Raw genomic sequence first — 19,106 nt, 5'->3', positions numbered from 1 at the left:
TAATTGTTATTATTGATTAACCAATCAATATTCTACTTCTATTTAGCCCTTCTTTTTTTACTGATTAGCTGAAATGTTTACTGATTTGTTTAAAAAACACGATAAAGTGTATTATTTTATCGTTTAAGTGTGTTTTTATCAATATGTTTACACTCGCAGATCGAAACCTGCATTAGTAAAATAAATATCCCCAATTAACCAACCTTATTATGAAACAATTGCTACTAGTATGTTTTTGTTGTGCTTTTCAACAACACGTTTTATCACAATCAAATTTAGTACGATCAACAACGGGAGCTTCTGGATCTTCAGAAGAAATAATGCATGGAGGCGATACGTATATAATTCAACAAAGTATTGGACAATCAAGTGTTATTGGTACTACCGACAATGGTACTTACATTTTTCGTCAAGGATTTATACAACCTGATGTATTGTCTAAAATTATAGATAAGAATGTACCCTTAAATCTGCAAATAACAATCTATCCCAATCCTTTTCAAGAACGGATCTCTTTGGTTTTTAATGAGAATGTTACCGACGATATTCATGTAACGGTATTTAATATCCTTGGGGCCCTAGTGTTTTCAAAAAGCTATCAGCCTAATCAACAGATTGATTTAGGATTAAATTGGTTGTCGTCTGGAGAGTATATAATTAAAACCATTGCTAATAAGAAGCAATTCATCTCTAAAATTTTAAAAAAGTAAAGCATTTACGAATAATTTAAACCAACCCCAATAATATTATGAATACAAAACAAACCTTAAAACTATTACTGTTCTTAATTATAACAAGTGCAGCAACGGCTCAACAGCTGTATTTGGAAACAGGAAAAACATCGTCGTCATTTGATTATAAGAATTCACAAGGTGGAAAACTTGATAATTTACAAGCAACCAACCACAATTTCATGATCTTAGGTTACAGAGATAACCTTGATTCTGCGGAAAAGTTGAATGTCTCTTTTGGAATCGGGTATACAGGATATGGTTCTATAGGGAGTGACGATGATTTAGAAGGCATTATGGAATGGAATGTTAATTGTTTAGAGCTTAATGCAGCTCTAGATTATTGTTTGTTTGCCATTAATAAAACAGATTTTTATTTAAAAGGAGCCATTTCAACAGGTTTTTTAACTCAAGGAACACAAATTTTAAATAATGAAATAATTAATCTTAAGAATGCTGATGACTTCGATAAAACGATGGTCAGTTTTAAAGCAGGAGCTGGGTTCTTGCATCCTGTTTCTAGGGAATTATCTTTTTATGTACAATATCTTTTTGGGAAAAGCTTAAATCAATCTGGAAATGATGATTATGAATCCTTGAGAATTAAAAGCCATAATATAAGTTTTGGAGTGCTTATAGATCTATTTAAAAGCTAGTCTATAATAAACTAATAATAAAAAAACATGAATGTTAATTACAAAAAATAAAATATAATCATAACCTAACCCCAAATCTCATGAAAAAAATAATACTATTACTTTTATTGATTGTTAGTAGTTTCCAAGGTTTTTCACAAACTCCAGGAATTAGTTACCAAGCAGTAATTTTAAATCCCAACGTAAAAGAACTTCCGGGAATCAATGCCCAAAGTAGTATTTTGGCAAATAGCAACGTTGCTATTAGATTTACTATTTTTAATAATGCCAATAATCAAGAATATCAAGAGTATCATCAAACAAAAACAGATGCTTATGGAATGATAAATTTGCTTATAGGGCATGGAACAAAAATAAGCTCTTCAAATTTTAATGATATCATCTGGGATGGTTTATCAAAAAAATTAAAAGTGGAGATTGATTTTAAAGGAGCGGGCAACAACTATACATTTTTAAGTGAACAAGAATTAACCTTTATGCCACAACCTGCTTTAAGTGAAAATACTGAGGCTATTTTAAACAATACGAACGATATTGTTGCCGAACGGAACAGAGCTATGGGGGTGGAAAGTTCAATGTCGGAAAGTTTTGGCGCAGAGATAGATGCACTTACGGAAGCAGATGCTATAATACAAGCAGATATAGATATTATAAAAGCTAATATGGGTACCGATGGGGCTACAATTAGTACGGCCATTGCAGCCATTCAGGCAGATGTAGATGCTAATGAAGTAGCAACAAATACGGCTTTAGATTTAAAAGCAAATATAGCGTCTCCTAGTTTTACCGGAATTCCATTAGCTCCAACAGCAGCTGCGGGAACAAGTAACAATCAAATAGCAACGACTCAATTTGTAACATCATTTGGTGCTAATTATTTACCGCTAACAGGAGGAACTCTGACTGGAGGTCTATCAGGAGTGACAGGAAAATTTTCATCAGGATTGGAAGCTATTTCACTGGGATTAAAAAATGGGACAAGTAATTGGGAGTTCTCTTTGAATAGTTCTAGTTTGGTTTTACACCAAGGGGGGTGTTGTAACAGATTGACAATTGATGATGATGGCAATTTTGGTATTGGAGCAAATTATATACCAAGTTATAAATTGGATGTTGAAGGAGATGGACGATTTACAGATTCTGTTATAGGAAACTCTTTTGTAAAAGCAGGAGGAACTGCGTCTCAGTTTTTAAAGGCTGATGGTTCTGTCGATGCCACTGCGTATGCATCATTAAATTCCCCAACCTTCACAGGTACGGTTTCAGGGATCACGAAATCTATGGTAGGCTTGGGTAATGCAGATGACACGAGTGATGCGGATAAACCAGTATCAACAGCTGCCCAAACAGCCTTGGATTTAAAGGCTAATTTAGCTTCTCCAACTTTCACAGGAGTGCCATTAGCTCCCACAGCTGCAGCAGGAACCAATACAACACAAATAGCGACCACAGCTTTTGTTAATTCTGTAGTTTCAACAGCGACAGCTAATAATAGTAATTATGTAACTTTAAATACCGCTCAAACCATAACAGGTGCTAAAACATTTACTCGTAATATAAAGTTATTTGCTCAAAGTTATGCCAACACAGCTTTAATGAATATTGGATTTGCACCAATTGGAGAAAACCTGTCGGGTATATCTATGGGAATTGATGCTTTAAAATCATATCAATATGGAACTCATGATATTGCTATTGGTAATGAGGCACTTTATAATGATTTAAGAGGCACCAATAATATTGCGATGGGGTACAGAGCTTTATATAATGTGAGTAGCCCTTCAGGTGTTAATGATTGGGGGAATAATAATGTGGCTATAGGTGCTCAATCTGGTTTCAACCTTGTTGATGGTGATTACAATACTTTAATAGGCACAAATTCCAATACATCTACTGGAGATATAACTAATGGTATTGCAATAGGATATGGAGCTGTGGTAAATGCTAATAATACCATTCAATTAGGAAATGGAAATATTACAGATGTAAAAACAAGTGGAGCCATTACATCGGGAGGTGTCGTAACAGGAACTTCCTTAGTTAAAAGTGGAGGGACCTCTTCTCAATTCTTAAAAGCAGATGGCTCTGTAGACGTAACGGAATATGCCGCTTTAAATTCTCCAACATTTACAGGAATCCCATTGGCACCAACAGCAACTGTTGGTACTAATACCACCCAGATTGCAACTACGGCATTTGTTGCCAATGCAGTATCTACGGCAACATCAGGGAACTTTGTCGATTTGACCACAAACCAAACGATTGCAGGTGTGAAAAGATTTAGTAGTGATGCTGAAATAAATGGAGTGACCGTGGGTCGAGGTAATTTCAATGAAAATTCAAATACAGCTATAGGGCTTGGAGCTTTAGGTAGTAATGCTGGCTATGCTAATACAGGGATTGGTAGAGGGGCTTTAGCGGTCAATGTTGATGGTGGTGGAAATACGGCATTGGGGTATATAGCATTATCAAATAACATTTCAGGTACAGATAATGTTGCCATTGGAACACAAGCATTAGCAACCAACTCTACAGGTTCTCAAAATACAGCTATTGGTAAACATGCAGATGTTGCATCTGATGGGATTTCAAATTCGGTAGCAATCGGTGCTAATGCCATAGTAACTGCTTCTAACACTATTCAACTAGGTTCAGATGGAAGTGGTTCCCATGCAGCTATTACTAGTGTGAAAACCAGTGGTAATATAACTGCGGCTTCCTATATAAAAGCAGGGGGTACTTCATCTCAATTTTTAATGGCAGATGGTTCGGTGTCTACTGGTGCATCAGCCGTTAGAGAAGTAGCCGATGAATTTTCAGCAACTGCTTCACAAACAAGTTTTACTTTAACTCAAACACCTTCCGCAAGCAGTAAGGTTAAAATGTATATTAACGGCATAAGGATAAGTAATACCGCTTACAGTACAAGTGGTACAACGTTCACTTATGTGCCAGCAAGTAATGGAGGATACACTTTAACTGCTGGGGATAGAATACAAATGGACTATTATTATTAGTCTTAAGTATTGGAGCTATTATTAAATGTGAAATTAAAGTGACTGATATACCAAATTATGAAAACATTATATATACCTTTTAATAACTACATAACATTTTCCTGTATTTGTTTCTTGTTTTTTTTAGGACATAGCGTGTTTGCCCAGTTAAGTGATTTGCATTACTTGCCACCGTTAAAACAAACGACAAATAATGTGGCAATCACCAATCAAAGCTTGTATATCTCTACCCCAGAGACGGTCGCTTTCAATGTCCATATTTATAGAGGAAATAGTACAACACCTTTTGCAACTGTGAATGTTTCAAATGCAATCCCTTACGTATATACCTTACCGGATGGTGATAATGATATATCATTAGTGTCAAATACTAATACGGGTGTGGTGCTTAGCAATTCTGGGTTAAGATTACAGTCGGCAGGAGGACAAAAATTTTATGTAAACTATAGAGGTAGAAATGGGGCACAGGGGACTTCTTTGACCTCTAAAGGAAGGCAAGCTTTAGGAACATCATTTAAATGGGGAGGTTTGCCAGCTGGAGCATCTACAAATAATTCAGGAGGGGTAAACGCCACCTTAGGAATCATGGCTACAGAAGACGGTACCGTGGTAGATGTGTTTGGTTATGATCCAGCTATTAATTTTAGACTTGGTGCAAATGCTTCGGGAATGACTGATGATACCAAACAAATCATGCTTAATGCAGGGCAATCTTTTGTTTTTGAGGTTGTTGAAAATCGCACCGCTGCACATAAAGATGGTTGGTTAGGGGCAAGCATTGTATCAAATAAAAAAATAGCTATTAGTAATGGGTCATTATTATTAAGAGGCATTGATGATGCAGCAGGCGGCGGATGGGACGCGGGCATCGACCAGCCTTCCCCAGAGAACATCATTGGCAAAGAATATGTTTTAGTGAGAGGAAATGGTATTGATGCACAGGAATATGGTGTGGTCATAGCTACTCAGAACGAAACAGATGTTTATGTGAATGGTTCCTCCACACCCATAAGGACATTAAATGCTGGTGATTATACTATAATTCCGTCTACTAACAACTATTCGGTAAATACAGCTGGTGGTAATATGTTTGTAACAGCCAATAAAGATATCTATGTATACCAAGTATTGTCGGGAGACTCACAAATTGCTACAGGTGGGCTTAATTTTATTTCCCCAGTGAATTGTTTAATGTTTAGTACGATAGACAATATCCCTTCTATAAACGAAGTAGCAGGACTTACGGTTACTGGAGGTGTAACGATTATTGCTTCAACCGCCATATCAAATAATGATATTGTGATTACTTATGGAACGACTACCAAAACAGCGGCCGATTATACGGTTCGAACCGTGGCAGGAACTACTGAATGGAAGACCATCTATGCCTCCGGTCTTACTGGAAATGTGAAAGTAGCAGCTACGGGACCCATAGCTGTTGGTTATACGGGAGTTTCAGGTTTAATAGGTGTGGCAGGGTATTACTCGGGTTTAGACAATGTACCAAACTTGGTGGTTCAACTGGTAGGAGATGGATGCTTGCCAGGTACTATTCTACAGGCTACAGAAGGTTTTTCAAGTTATAGTTGGTTCAATGAAGGTGTTTTAATGCCTGGTGAAACTGGCACAACTTTAACCCCCAGTGTTCCAGGTAAATATTCTGTAGAAGTGGTGAAAGGTTCTTGTATATATGAATCGGCTCCTCAAATTGTAGTGAATTGTAATCCTGAAATTGTATTGAGTAACGTAGCTGATGTGTCTTCGGGACAACCTGGAGATATGATTACATTCACCATTAAAGCTAAATACATTGGAGAGGGAACACTAAGTAATTTAGTAATTAATAATGTTATTCCAAATGGTTTAACTTTAAGTAGTGTAACACCCTCTTTTGGTACGTGGTCTGGTAGTGGACAAAACTATAATTGGAACATAGGCACCATGTATAATGGTGAAGAACATATTCTAACCGTAAAAACCACTGTAGATAATATTGCTTCCAGTTTTCAGGCAACCTACACTGTTAGCAATACACAAACGCAACTTGATGGAAACACATTGGCAGATGATCCTTCGGAAACCGTTTTGCTTCATAAAATCCCATTGCCAACACTTAGTAGTTTTGGTGATATTAATAAGATGTTTTTTGATGGTACGTTTGCTTTGAAAGCACCAGTTTCTAATAGTTTAGGCAATTTTACTTATAGTAGTAGTAATTCGGCAGTAGCTACAGTAATCGGGAATGTAGTAACTATAAAAGGACCAGGAACTGCAACTATTACAGCAACGCAGGCTGCAGTCGGTGGCTTTGACCAAGCTTTTATTACAGCTAACTTAAGAGTTAATTTAACGGAAGCCATACTGACTAACTTTGGAGAAAGTATAGCTACAAAAATTAATTATGTAAATGCAAATGGAAAAATAAGTGATGAAAAAGGGATGGTATCAGGAGGAAAATTAATAAATGTAAAATCCCCTTTAAATACAGACCCTAATTTGATGGTGTGGTTAGACTCAGAAGCTAAAAGTAGTTATAATAGATTAGATAATACTTGGTATGACCTGAGCGGCCATTTTAATAACGGATTGCTTAAAAATAATTTTAATTATAATTTAAGTAATGTCAATAGTTTTGTGTTTAATGGCGTCAATAACTTTGTTAATTTAAACGACACATATCCTAATACGAATGAATTGACCTTTGAAACATGGGTTTATCCAAAAGCACTTTCCAATGGCAGTTATTATACTTTAATTGGCCATGATGGAACAACATCAGGAACGTTATCTTTTTATTTTTTAGGAAATACCCTTAAGTTCGGTATAAATGGCATAGGAACTAATAATTTCTCATATACATTTAATCCAAATAACTGGTATCACCTTTCGGTGGTTTATTCTAAAACGGGCGATTTTATTAAATTTTTTGTGAACGGTATATTAAGCGACCAAATATCCTTAGCAGGAAATTCAACAACTACAGTTAGCCAACCTTTTAAAATTGGTTCTTGGGAAGGAACGAGTCGTTTTTTTAATGGAGATATGGCTATGTTTAAAATATACACAAGGGCTTTGTCTTCTTCAGAGTTAACTACTCATTTTAATAACAATAAAGGCAGATTTGGGATTAACTAATCTTTTTTAAATTTTATATGATGAAGATCTACACAAAATATGTTTTATTAATGGTATTATGCATGGCGAGCAAGGTTTTTTCTCAAGCTACTACAGTTAACGTGGCTGGTACAACCAGTACATTGACAATAGCTAATGCTGTGCAAACGGTAGTAGATCCATCATTAACTGTTACCGCCAATGGAAACATTAAAAGTTTTACAGTTACTATTACGGGTAGTTATACAGCAGGAGATGTGTTATCTTATACAGGTACTTTGCCAAGTGGTATTAGTGCAACAGCATTTAATGCAACGACCAGAAGTCTGGTGTTTTCTGGAACCACAACGGCGGCGAACTGGCAAGCATTGTTAAGAACGGTAACCATAAAAACGGTTTCCGCTGTATGTTATCAAGAACAACGGCAAGTAAGTTTCGTAGTAGGAAATGTGTATTATAATAATTTAAATGGTCATTTTTATGAGAATGTTCCTGGTAATATAAAATGGGCGGATGCTTTGGCGGGAGCCGAAACCAAATCATATTTTGGTCGTGCAGGGTATCTGGCAACCATGACCTCTTTAGCGGAAACTAATTTTATTTGGAAAATATTACCATCAGATTCATGGATGGGAGCTTCAGATAATAATGTTTATATTAATGCAGCTACAGGGACAACTACGTATCCAACTAATACAGGAGCAGGTTCATCAGATGGAAAATGGTATTGGGTGTCTGGTCCAGAAAAAGGAACCATGTTTTCTTCAGGCAATGGTTCTCCAGTAACACAGCCAGGACAGTTTGCATATTGGAATCCAGGGGAACCCAATGGAAGTAATGGTGGTGAAGATTGTGGAGAATTTTATTCTTCTAATAGTGGTCATTGGAATGATTTAAGTTTTAATGCCACACTTTCTTCATATATTGTAGAATATGGTGGCATGTCTACTGATAATGTTAGTTCCAATGTTGTTTTTACTCGTAATTTGTACCTGACAGGCGCCCCATCTGGAACTATTTTGGGAGGAAATACAACTGTTTGTTCTGGTACAAACACGACTAATTTAAATCTTACGGGGTTAGTAAGTGGTGGTACCGTGACAAACTGGCAATATTCCTATGACGATTTTTTGACTCCAGGGATTAACATAGCAAATACATCGACTACTCTTACCGTATCTAATATCACCCAAAATACTTATTATAGAGCAGTAGTTAATACTCCCGATTGTACGGGATTGTTTTCCTCTTCTACACGTATTTATGTAAGTCAAGCCATTGCAGGAAATATTGTAGCCGATAATAATTCCTTATGTGTCAATGATAATGTGAATTTTATTTTGAACGGATACAGTGGTACAGTAACCAAGTGGCAAGTTTCAACTAGTAGTACTTTTGCAAGTGGGATTACCGATATTGCAAATACTACTACAAGCATGTCATATCAGTTAACTTCAATAGGAACCCATTATTTCAGAGCAGTAATAGCAAACTGCTCTGCTACTGTTTACACAGCAGCTTATGCAATTTCCTGTAAAGCAATTCCTCAGCCCTTAACAATTACAAATTCATTGTGTGCTGCGACTGGTTTAGATTGGGTAACATGGAACAATGTAACCCCTACAACAGCAACAGGAACAATGAATGGTATTGGTGTAACGGTCACGCAATCTAATCCAGGTTTGGGTACTACTCCTTCAATGTTTAATTATTCTACATTCCCGGCTCAATATAATGTGCCTAATGGTACCACAATATTGAATCAAAAAGCAGGAACCTTTACTATTACCTTTGCCCAACCCATAAACAATCCACAGGTTGCTTTTTCAAGCATTGGTAATCCAAGCAATACGGTTGGCATAACAACATCGGTTCCATATAGCGTTATTTGGTCAGGACAAGGTATGACTTATCCAACGTCTACTACAATGACCGGAGCAGAAGGATTCACTATTATAAGTTTCCCAGGATTGCATAGCTCTATTACAATGACCTATGATAAAGATGAATACTATGCAAATATTGCATTTGGAGCAGAGAACACCAATTGTTCTGACCCAATTATTTGTCAAGGAACTCCAATAACATTAACTGCAAGTGGAGGATTTGCATACCAATGGTCACCAAGTACAGGATTAAGCGCTACCAATACAGCTTCAGTTACTGCAACACCATCTGTTACAACTACTTATTCGGTAATTGATACTTCAAATGCATGTGCTGTTCCAAGTACTGTAACAGTTACAGTTGCTAATCAAGCCCCTGTTTTGAGTAATTCGGTTTCGGGGACACAATATTATGCATTGAATTCGGCGATTACAGATATAGTGATAACAAATTCAGGAGGTGCGGTAGTGGCAGGAGGCTATTCAATAGCTCCGGCCTTACCAACAGGCCTAATTTTTGGAAGTAATGGAACAATAAGTGGGACACCAACAGTAACCAGTCCAATTACAACTTATACCATTACGGGAACTAATGGTTGTGGTAGTAGCACAACAGGAGTAAGCCTAGCTACGGGAATAGCCGCAACAATTTCTAATTTCAACAATATTAATAAAAGGTATTTTGATGGCCCTTTCACTATTGAACCACCTACTTCAAATAGTACAGGTTCTTTTAGTTATACCAGTAGTAATACTGCTGTGGCCACTATTAGCGGAACGACAGTAACGATTCTAAGTGCGGGTAAAACTACTATTACAGCAACTCAAGCACCGGATGCTAACTATATCAGTTCTAGTATAACAGCACTGTTAACAGTTAGTAGCATTCCTGTAGTTACAATCAATGGAAAGATAACTTCAACAGATCTTAATTATGTCAATAAAAATGGAGAAAAAGCGAGTGGTAGTTCAGTAACTACTCATGGACAAATAGTATTAACAAAATCTAAAGATGGGTCGAGTGCTACGGCTGCAGGCACAAGTGCCATGCAAATAAAAACGGATTATCCCTCATCTCCTGATGGTGTTTATTGGATAGATGTGCCTGGTTATGGGCCTAAACAAACCTATTGCATAATGAATAGTGCTTATGATGGAGGCGGATGGATGCTAGCATTAAAGACTACTACGGGAACCACATTTAATTATAATGCAAATTACTGGACGACAGCTAATACTTTAAATCCAACCGATGTTTCTCGAAACAATGGTGATGCTAAGTATGATGTTATGAACGGATTTTTAGCAAAAGATATGATGGCGTTATGGCCAGATATTTCGAATATTTCAGGAGAAAGTGGTAGTATAGATGGGTTAATGCAGTGGAGCTGGTTACAAAACAATTTTCATTCGGGAGGTTTAAGAACGACATTAATTTCAAAATTTAGTGGAAGTCAAATTACTTATTATACGGCAACAAATGGAAGCATGACATTTTCTGGTTATAACACCAATATCTTTTCTAAACAAGAAGGCTTTACTTTCTACGGCATCAATTATTCTGGGGCTGCAGCTGCTAAAGTTCGCTGGGGGTTTGCTTGGAATAACGAAGCCGATCAAGGTAGTAATGATGCTTCTGGGGGTATTGGCATGTCTACCGCTTATGGAAATTATTCATCCGGAGATTATGGAGTTTGGAGTGGTACCCAAGTAAAAGGAATCAATCGATCTGCTAGAGTGGAAATTTATATAAGATAAAAAACTTGTTATTTTTTTTATAAATATCTGTTTTATAGAGTAATCACTTTATTTTATTATTAAAAAGGTTGTCCATTTTGGGCAACCTTTTTCTTTTCAATAGATTTCTATTATTCTAATATACGTAATTCATCGTATTGATTCACCTTCTTTTAAATTTCAAATTTGTGATGCTATTAATCATGAAATAATTTAAAATGAAAAAACTAAAACAACTTATTTTACTTTTTACAGCTTCTTGCCTATTATTGGTCACCTTCTACTCTTGCTCTAGCAATGATGATGGCGGTAGCAATGGGGCTGCAGGAGAGGGAACTATTGTTGCCAAAATTGAGGGAGATACTTTTACTTCCATGAAAATAACCTCATTTGCGAGTGTTGTAACAGGGGGGGCTCAAACTACTTTGACTATGCAAGGCAACACATCATCGCAGGCCATTAATATGATTATCAATGGTTATGAAGGCGTAGGGACGTATCAGCTATCAGATTCTAACGTATTTGTAATCGCCTCCTACATGGAGCCCAACATTAATGACCCCTTGAACTCCCAAACATGGTCTGCGCCATATCAAGATTCTGGTGTTGTTGGGGAGATTAAAATTTCTGAAGAAACAGATACAAATGTCATTGGCACATTCCAATTTACCTGTAAAAACTCTAACGATGATTCAACAAAGAGCGTAACCGAAGGTTCATTTAATTTGGTAAAACAATCTTTTTAATTAAATAACAATCTAAATAAAACAAAATCAACAATGAGAAAATTAAACAAATTTATTTTACTGTTAACAGGAATTCTAATAGTAAATCTAACAACTGCTCAAAAGGCTGAAACACCACAAAATGCCTATGATTTAGGAGCAAATATTAACGAAATGACTTTAACCGTAGGAGGTATATTAGTCGCCGCAACCAATGATGGATTGGTAGGTATTAATCCCAATGAAAGCAAACCTGTATTTACGTTTAACAATTTTGGGAAACTGAGTCCAGAAGAAACAGATTTTATACCAGACTCCCCATATATAGTGGTGTCTCAAGGGGTAGGGTCTAAATTTGCTGGTATTGCAAAAACCAAACGTGCCGTTATAAATTATATTTCTGGAAAAGTGATTTTTAATTCTGAAAATGATAATTGGAATCAAATTTACACTTGTAATATCGTTTTGCCACAAAACAAATTGATTGTCAGTGGGATTCAAAAAGAAGGAGACAAATTTGAAAAAATGACTCCTAAAGTAGCTGTTTATGATTTAAGTACCCAGAAACTTGATTTTAGTTTCTTTCTAGATAAACCAGGAAGAGTTGGTATCTCTAAAGATTTTAGTGTGACTGGCGTGCCATTATTATTAAAAGACTTTTTAATTGTGCCAACCGCACAAGGGTTAATTGCAAAAAAACATAACGGTGATGATTTGTGGGAATGCAAAATAAAAGGTGTAAACTGGATGGTTGCCGATGAAACAGAAAAAGAAATTTATGGTTTTGAAACTACGGTGAATGGTAAAAATACACGAATTCATAAAATAGGAAGTAATGGTGCTGAACTCTGGAAAGACGACAGAAAAGTACAAGGAAACGTGTCTAATTTCCAGATTTTGCCTCAAGGTTTGGCGGTTGTTAGTGATAAAATGGCTGGAGAAGAATCTGAAATAGCTTTTTTAAGTGCATCATCAGGTGAGGACTTATGGGAAAAAGCGCCAAAAACAAAAGGTTTTGTTCAGCATTTTTATGTGCAAGAAGATGGTATCTTATTTGGAATTCAACAAGGCGGCATCAATAAGATTTCTTTTGATGGCAAAACACTATTCAAAAAACCTTTAAAAACAGGAGCAAACATTATGGTGATGGCCGAATCACCTCAAGGTTTAATTTATATTACAGGTGAAGATGCTAATATTGTAGACTTAAAAACGGGTGACCAAGTATGGAGCAAACCATTAAAATATAAGAATTCGGCAGCTGTAGCGTCTACTTTTGACAGTGCCAAAAAAAGGTATTTGATTGCAGCAGATGGGGTTGTTTATTCAATTGACGCCAACTCTGGTGATGTGTCTGAATTAGCAAAAACTAAATTTGAAGAAAAAGAAGTCGCCAGTACTATGGAAATGAGAAATGGCAATATATTTTTAAGTTCTTCTCAAAACGTGATGATGCTAGGTGGAGATGGAACAGAAATATACCATGAGTATTATAAATCGCCTTCACAAAGTGGTTTTGTAAAAGTATTATCAGGAGCAATGGCAATAGCTTCAACTGGGCTGGCTATGGCTCATGCAGCCAAAGCAGGAATGAACAGAACAAATTCTTATGGAAGTTCTAACGATTTAAGCAATTATAACGATTACGGAAAAGAAAATAAACGTGCTGCCGATATGTTTGCTTCTATAGGAGATGCTTCTTTTGCGATGATGTCAAAACGTTTTAAAGCTACGGCAGCAACCGAAAATGCTCAATTCATACTAACTAAACTTAATGATGGTGTTGGATTGGTTAAAGTAAATAAAGATACAGGTAAAGTGGATAAAGAAATTTTATTAAAAGATAAAAAACCAGAATACCAAGTGGACGAACTTGCAGGGGTTTTATATTATAAAGCAAACGATAAAACCATCTATGCTTATAACCTTCAAAAATAAATCTTGTTGTTGAGATTTGTTCGATTAGGCGTAGTAATTTATTATTACGCTTAATCTTTTTTAATAACGTTTAATCGAAAAATTAGTTGATGTTCAATATATTAAGTTAGATTTACTTTGCTATTAATCAATTCAAATAAAAGGCATCGGTTTCTTAAATCCTTTAAAGATGATTTAAAACCGGTGTTTTTTTATGATATAAATCTAAAGTTGTTCTTAAAATATTCAGGTTTTTTTAATTGTAATAAAATAAAGTTTCAATCATGATTTTTAATATTTTTATCTTAACTCTTATAGTATGTTCGTTTTTCTCAATAATATATATATTATTAAAGAATAATAAATTGATAGACCTAGGTAAGGAAAAACAAACCATTTTGAAAGAATGTTTAATTTTAGAAAAGTTGAAAAATCAAAGAATTTTAAATCAAATCTCATTATTAGATACTCTAAATAACTCTCTTGTTCAGCGCATTTTAAAAATTGACCAAGACCTCATTCTACTTTTTAAAATCCATTTAAATTCCAATTAAATTTAAAGATGAGACAATTCTTTAGTATCACCATTTTTGTAATATTTAATTCTGTTGGTTTCTCTCAAGATAATTCAAAGATTATAGATAGTTTAAAAACTATCTATAAAGAAAGTAAAATAGAGGAAGAAAAAGGTAAAGCTTTAAATTTATTAGTTGACCAGTTTTTTGATAAAAATAAAGATTCTGCAGAAGTTTATATTTTAAAGGCATTAAAATATACTAAAGACAGAAAAGATTTAGATGAAGTTTACATACACAGTTTATTAAAATATGCCCAACTATATATAATAAAAGGTGATTATGAAACATCTACTAAATATTACAGCCAATCTTGGGAAAAACTAAAATCTAATTACAATTATTTTCTATACAATAAATATTATGGTGATTTTGGTTTGCTAAATTTTTATAAAGGAGATTTTAAGATGGCTTTAGAGAGTTTTAATAAAGCACTCCAATTAGCTGAAAATGAAAAAAATGAAGAAGATCAATTAAGATTTCTTAACAATAAAGCTCTAGCAATGTCTTATTTGGGAGAAGCAGAATCTTCTTTGGATGTTCATCAAAAAGCAATAAAACTGGCCGAAAAATTAAATGATTCTACAGCATTAGGTAAATCATTTAATAATATAGGTCTTATTTATGAGGACATGAAAGAGTATAAAAAAGCACTGGATTTTTATTTGAAATCATTAAAAATAAAGGAAAACAGTACCAGTAAAGTAGATATTGCAAATAGTCTATATAATGTTGCTGGGATGTATAAAGAAATAGGAGAGAAGAATAATGATACTATGTATTATGGAAAAGCCGAAGAATATTACGAATTGGCTTTAGGTAAAGCAAAAGAAGTTAACTATGGAAAGGTTATACTTTTCTCAAAAACAGGAATGGCTCAATTGGCAACTGTTAGAAATAAACCTTTGCAAGCTATTGAAATATATAAATCAGTTTTAGATGAAGCTCAAAAAGTACAGGATATTCAAACACTTAGAATTACGTGGCTTAATCTAGGGGTCAATTATCTTAAAATCAATAAAATTTCAGAAGCTGAAACTTATTTTTTAAAAGCATTACCTCTAATTATTGAATCTGAAAATCCATCTGATATTGCTAATATTTACAAAAATTTAGCTATTTTATATGGTAATAAGAAAGATTACTCTAAAGCGTATGATTATTTAAATAAGCAATATGAAGTAGAACAAGAACTTTCAAAAAATTCTCTTAAAGAGAAAATATCTGAGTTTGAAATTAAATATGAAACCGAAAAAAAAGAAAAAGAAATACTATCGCAACGTGCCAATATTGCAGAAAAGGAACTTAATATAAATCAAAAAAACACTCAGATTTACGGGCTTTCCATTTTAGCATTAATAATTTCATTATTAGGTTATTTATTGTACAAACAGCAAAAATTAAAAAACCAACAATTACAAAAAGAAAGCGAATTAAAAGAAGCGCTTATAAAAATTGAAACCCAAAATAGTTTACAAGAACAGAGACTTACCATTTCAAGGGATTTACACGATAATATTGGAGCTCAACTTACATTTATTATATCTTCTATAGAAAATATTCAATATGGCTTTAAAATAACAAACGATAAGTTAACAGATAAACTTTCAACTATTAGTGCCTTTACTAAAGAAACTATTTATGAGTTACGAGATACTATTTGGGCCATGAATAAAAGCGAAATTTCACTGGAAGATTTGCAAGCTAGAATTTCAAATTATATAGATAAAGCCTTCATGGTATCTAACAATATTACTTTTGAATTTCATGTAGATCCAGAATTATCAAAAGACACCATATTCACTTCGGTTCAAGGCATGAATATTTACAGAATTATTCAAGAGGCTATTAATAATGCCTTAAAATATGCTGATCCTAAGAATATTACAGTAACATTTAAACTGGTCGATAATCGTTTAGAAATTTCAGTTGTAGATGATGGTAATGGATTTGATGAAAACAACATAGAGTTTGGTAATGGCATAAACAATATGAAAAAACGAGCTGCCGATATTGGAGCAAACATGACCATAAAAAGTCAAATAAATAAAGGGAGCAACATTGTATTAATCATGTAATTTTAAAGTTATGATTGTGAAAATAGGCATTGTAGATGATAATTCGTTTTTAATAAATGCAGTCAAAGAAAAGCTTTCTTTCTTTGATGACTTAAGCGTTAAGTTTACTGCAATAAATGGAACCGATTTACTAACCCGTTTACAAGCAAATCATAACGTTGATTTAATACTTATGGATATTGAAATGCCCATATTAAATGGCATTGAAACTACCGAAATCGTTAAACAAAAATATCCGCATATAAAAATTATTATGCTCACGGTTTTTGATAATGACGAAAATATTTTCAATGCCATAAAAGCGGGAGCAGATGGTTATTTGTTAAAAGAAATTAATGCAAAAGATTTGCATGATGGTATTTTGGACACCTTAAATGGCGGTGCGGCTATGAATCCATCCATTGCATTAAAAACGTTAAGACTCCTTCGTAATCCAATCGATTTTAAATGTGACGAGGTTCAAGATGATATTAGACTTACTGATCGAGAAGTTCAAGTTCTAGAACAACTCAGTAAAGGTTTAAGTTATAGTATCATTGCGGAGCATTTATTTTTATCTACAGGAACCATAAGAAAACATATCGAAAATATTTATAAAAAACTACAAGTCCATAATAAATTGGAAGCTGTAGAAAAGGCTAAAAAAAATAACTTAATATAAAGTTAGGTTAACTTTTAGATAATATCCCATAGTATTTAAGAAGCTATATTTGTGAAAAATATTTGAATTGATCATTAACATTAGTTAGGCTTTTTATGTCGAAGAAAACTAATGTTTTTTTATATCAAATATTTTGTAATTATAGCTTTGTTTTTAAACTAACCCAACCACCACCGTTCGTGGCATCTATATTGTTCAACGCTAAAAATTGAGCAGCTTTAGCAGAGCGCATACCGCTTTGACAACATGTAATAATAGGCTTGTTTAGTTTTTTTACTTCGCTAACTCTCTTGTTTAATTCGTCTAAAGGAATATGGATAGCATGTTCAATATGCCCATTGTTCCATTCGTTTTTTGTGCGTACATCTAATATAACGGCACCATTTTTTAAATAGCTTTCAATTTGCCTTTTTTTGTTTCCAAAAATAAAATCTAAAAATCCCATCGTATTGTTTTTTACAAAATACGTTATTTAATTTCAAATTGAAAGTAACAATAGTTACCACAATTTTTTTTCAGTATCTTCGATTTTTAATTCTGAATAATGCAAAAAGAGATAGAATCTTACGTAAAACTTATTATAGAAAACACCATTGGATACATAGAATTCTTTCATCCCAATAGGAACTCGATGCCAAGTGATATTTTGTTACAATTAAAAAAAACTATTGATGAAGCTGGAAAAAACGAAGCCATAAACGTAATTGTTTTAAAAAGTGGGGGAGATAGAACCTTTTGCGCTGGAGCTAGTTTTAATGAGGTGATAGAAGTTGATAGTGCCGAAAAAGGAAAGGCTTTTTTTTCTGGTTTTGCTCATGTTATCAATGCTATGCGTAAATGTCCAAAACTCATAATTGGTCGTGTTCAAGGAAAAACTGTTGGAGGTGGTGTTGGTTTGGCCGCGGCAGCAGATTATTGTCTGGCTAGCAAATTTGCTTCTATTAGATTGAGTGAATTTAGTATTGGTATTGGCCCTTTTGTGATTGAACCAGTCGTTTCAAGAAAAATAGGATTAGCTGCCATGTCTCAAATGACGATAGATGCGGAAACTTTTTTTACTGCTGAATGGGCAAAAGAAAAAGGATTGTATGCCGATGTTTTTGAAACTGTAGAAGCGATGGACGACGCAGTGAAAAGTTTAGCAGAAAAATTAAGTGGGTATAATCCTGAAGCTTTAAAACAAATGAAATCTGTTTTTTGGCAAGATACTGAACACTGGGATACGTTGTTAATTGATAGAGCTAAAATAAGTGGTGCTTTAGTTTTAAGTGAATTTACAAAGTCAACATTAAAACGATTTAGATAATTGGAAATATCTTAAAACAAAAAAGCAACTTAATAAAAGTTGCTTTTTTGTTTTATAGTTATTGGTGTGAGCCTGGAGGATATTTTTCCATAATTTTTGAAACAAATTCTTTAATACGTGCTTCTTTTTGTTCCATATTTCGGTTTAAATACCCAGTTCCCATGCCTTGCCATACCAATTCTTTTTTCTTGGCATCCAGTAAATCTACATATAATACGCCTTCTGTACTGGTAGATACATTGGGTTGGTTCCATCCCCATCCCCATGGACTGTAGAAACCTCCCCAGCCCCAACCACCATAACCCCAGTAGTTGTTGTAAACATCAACACGTTGGTTGGACTTGGTAAAGATACTGACCAATAAATCTGGATTTTCAGATTTGGTAAAACCTTTGGCTAAAAGTTCATTTTCTATAGCGTGAAGAATTCTACGCTTATCCAAATCATTAATTTCTGCTTTATCGATACCATTTTTAAAAAAAGCAAAGGTCTTATAAGTGCCGAAATTGGCATTTTTATCGTAATCTGTGGCGACACGCACAGAGCTGCAGGATGTTACCACAAATAGAATGACTAAAAGCGGCACGGTTTTAAATACATTTTTCATAGGGTTGTTGTTTTTTTTATTTTCTTTTTTTTACAATTTTTCCTGAAATCTTAGAGTTAAAACAGTTATAGCATTCGTTTTTAAATAGTTTCCAGT

12 protein-coding genes are annotated in these 19,106 nt (G+C 34.3%); 10 read left to right on the top strand and 2 right to left on the bottom strand.

The window, feature by feature from the left end; all coding sequences use genetic code 11:
* Positions 1–209 precede the first annotated feature (209 nt).
* The 9 genes from DKT72_RS12290 (at position 210) to DKT72_RS12250 (ending at position 17,097) form a co-directional block, all read left to right on the top strand.
* The gene (locus tag DKT72_RS12290; protein ID WP_111309045.1) at positions 210–710 is read left to right on the top strand and encodes a T9SS type A sorting domain-containing protein; all 501 of its coding nucleotides are present in this window, start codon (positions 210–212) and stop codon (positions 708–710) included.
* Positions 711–748: 38 nt separating this feature from the next.
* Complete coding sequence (locus DKT72_RS12285) at positions 749–1,387, top strand: hypothetical protein (RefSeq protein WP_111309044.1); 639 nt, start codon at positions 749–751, stop codon at positions 1,385–1,387.
* A gap of 80 nt (positions 1,388–1,467) precedes the next feature.
* Complete coding sequence (locus DKT72_RS12280) at positions 1,468–4,404, top strand: beta strand repeat-containing protein (protein WP_111309043.1); 2,937 nt, start codon at positions 1,468–1,470, stop codon at positions 4,402–4,404.
* Between the two features lie 57 nt (positions 4,405–4,461).
* Positions 4,462–7,539, top strand: a complete 3,078-nt coding sequence (locus DKT72_RS12275) for a LamG-like jellyroll fold domain-containing protein (RefSeq protein WP_111309042.1) — start codon at positions 4,462–4,464, stop codon at positions 7,537–7,539.
* A 17-nt stretch (positions 7,540–7,556) separates the two neighbouring features.
* Positions 7,557–11,162: a DUF8696 domain-containing protein gene (locus tag DKT72_RS12270; RefSeq protein ID WP_111309041.1), complete on the top strand. Its 3,606-nt coding sequence runs from the start codon at positions 7,557–7,559 to the stop codon at positions 11,160–11,162.
* 197 nt (positions 11,163–11,359) lie between these two features.
* A complete protein-coding gene (locus DKT72_RS12265; RefSeq protein WP_111309040.1) occupies positions 11,360–11,887 on the top strand; it encodes a DUF6252 domain-containing protein in 528 nt (175 codons plus the stop codon).
* A gap of 33 nt (positions 11,888–11,920) precedes the next feature.
* On the top strand, positions 11,921–13,804 hold the full coding sequence (locus DKT72_RS12260) for an outer membrane protein assembly factor BamB family protein (RefSeq protein WP_111309039.1): 1,884 nt from the start codon (positions 11,921–11,923) through the stop codon (positions 13,802–13,804).
* 541 nt (positions 13,805–14,345) lie between these two features.
* A complete protein-coding gene (locus DKT72_RS12255; RefSeq protein ID WP_111309038.1) occupies positions 14,346–16,436 on the top strand; it encodes an ATP-binding protein in 2,091 nt (696 codons plus the stop codon).
* Between the two features lie 10 nt (positions 16,437–16,446).
* On the top strand, positions 16,447–17,097 hold the full coding sequence (locus DKT72_RS12250) for a response regulator (protein WP_111309037.1): 651 nt from the start codon (positions 16,447–16,449) through the stop codon (positions 17,095–17,097).
* 139 nt (positions 17,098–17,236) lie between these two features.
* Here DKT72_RS12250 and DKT72_RS12245 read toward each other — a convergent pair whose 3' ends face one another.
* A complete protein-coding gene (locus DKT72_RS12245) occupies positions 17,237–17,542 on the bottom strand; it encodes a rhodanese-like domain-containing protein (protein ID WP_111309036.1) in 306 nt (101 codons plus the stop codon).
* Positions 17,543–17,641: 99 nt separating this feature from the next.
* Here DKT72_RS12245 and DKT72_RS12240 point away from each other — a divergent pair, with 99 nt between their 5' ends.
* Positions 17,642–18,403, top strand: a complete 762-nt coding sequence (locus DKT72_RS12240; protein ID WP_111309035.1) for an enoyl-CoA hydratase/isomerase family protein — start codon at positions 17,642–17,644, stop codon at positions 18,401–18,403.
* Positions 18,404–18,461: 58 nt separating this feature from the next.
* Here the strand turns inward: DKT72_RS12240 and DKT72_RS12235 are convergent, their stop codons facing one another.
* Entirely contained in the window at positions 18,462–19,010 is a 549-nt protein-coding gene (locus tag DKT72_RS12235; RefSeq protein ID WP_111309034.1) for a DUF4136 domain-containing protein, read from the bottom strand.
* Between the last annotated feature and the right edge of the window lie 96 nt (positions 19,011–19,106).

Source organism: Confluentibacter sediminis, from assembly GCF_003258355.1.
GTDB lineage: Bacteria > Bacteroidota > Bacteroidia > Flavobacteriales > Flavobacteriaceae > Confluentibacter > Confluentibacter sediminis.
Note: the sequence above shows the minus strand (reverse complement) of the source record. Positions and strands in the feature narration are given on the sequence as shown.

Bases quoted from the DNA above. Each gene is read 5' to 3' on its own strand.
- DKT72_RS12255 (WP_111309038.1), top strand. From the start codon at position 14,346: ATGAGACAATTCTTTAGTATCACCATTTTTGTAATATTTAATTCTGTT.
- DKT72_RS12290 (WP_111309045.1), top strand. From the start codon at position 210: ATGAAACAATTGCTACTAGTATGTTTTTGTTGTGCTTTTCAACAACAC.
- DKT72_RS12245 (WP_111309036.1), bottom strand. From the start codon at position 17,542: ATGGGATTTTTAGATTTTATTTTTGGAAACAAAAAAAGGCAAATTGAA.
- DKT72_RS12275 (WP_111309042.1), top strand. From the start codon at position 4,462: ATGAAAACATTATATATACCTTTTAATAACTACATAACATTTTCCTGT.
- DKT72_RS12265 (WP_111309040.1), top strand. From the start codon at position 11,360: ATGAAAAAACTAAAACAACTTATTTTACTTTTTACAGCTTCTTGCCTA.
- DKT72_RS12260 (WP_111309039.1), top strand. From the start codon at position 11,921: ATGAGAAAATTAAACAAATTTATTTTACTGTTAACAGGAATTCTAATA.
- DKT72_RS12280 (WP_111309043.1), top strand. From the start codon at position 1,468: ATGAAAAAAATAATACTATTACTTTTATTGATTGTTAGTAGTTTCCAA.
- DKT72_RS12285 (WP_111309044.1), top strand. From the start codon at position 749: ATGAATACAAAACAAACCTTAAAACTATTACTGTTCTTAATTATAACA.
- DKT72_RS12240 (WP_111309035.1), top strand. From the start codon at position 17,642: ATGCAAAAAGAGATAGAATCTTACGTAAAACTTATTATAGAAAACACC.
- DKT72_RS12235 (WP_111309034.1), bottom strand. From the start codon at position 19,010: ATGAAAAATGTATTTAAAACCGTGCCGCTTTTAGTCATTCTATTTGTG.
- DKT72_RS12250 (WP_111309037.1), top strand. From the start codon at position 16,447: ATGATTGTGAAAATAGGCATTGTAGATGATAATTCGTTTTTAATAAAT.
- DKT72_RS12270 (WP_111309041.1), top strand. From the start codon at position 7,557: ATGATGAAGATCTACACAAAATATGTTTTATTAATGGTATTATGCATG.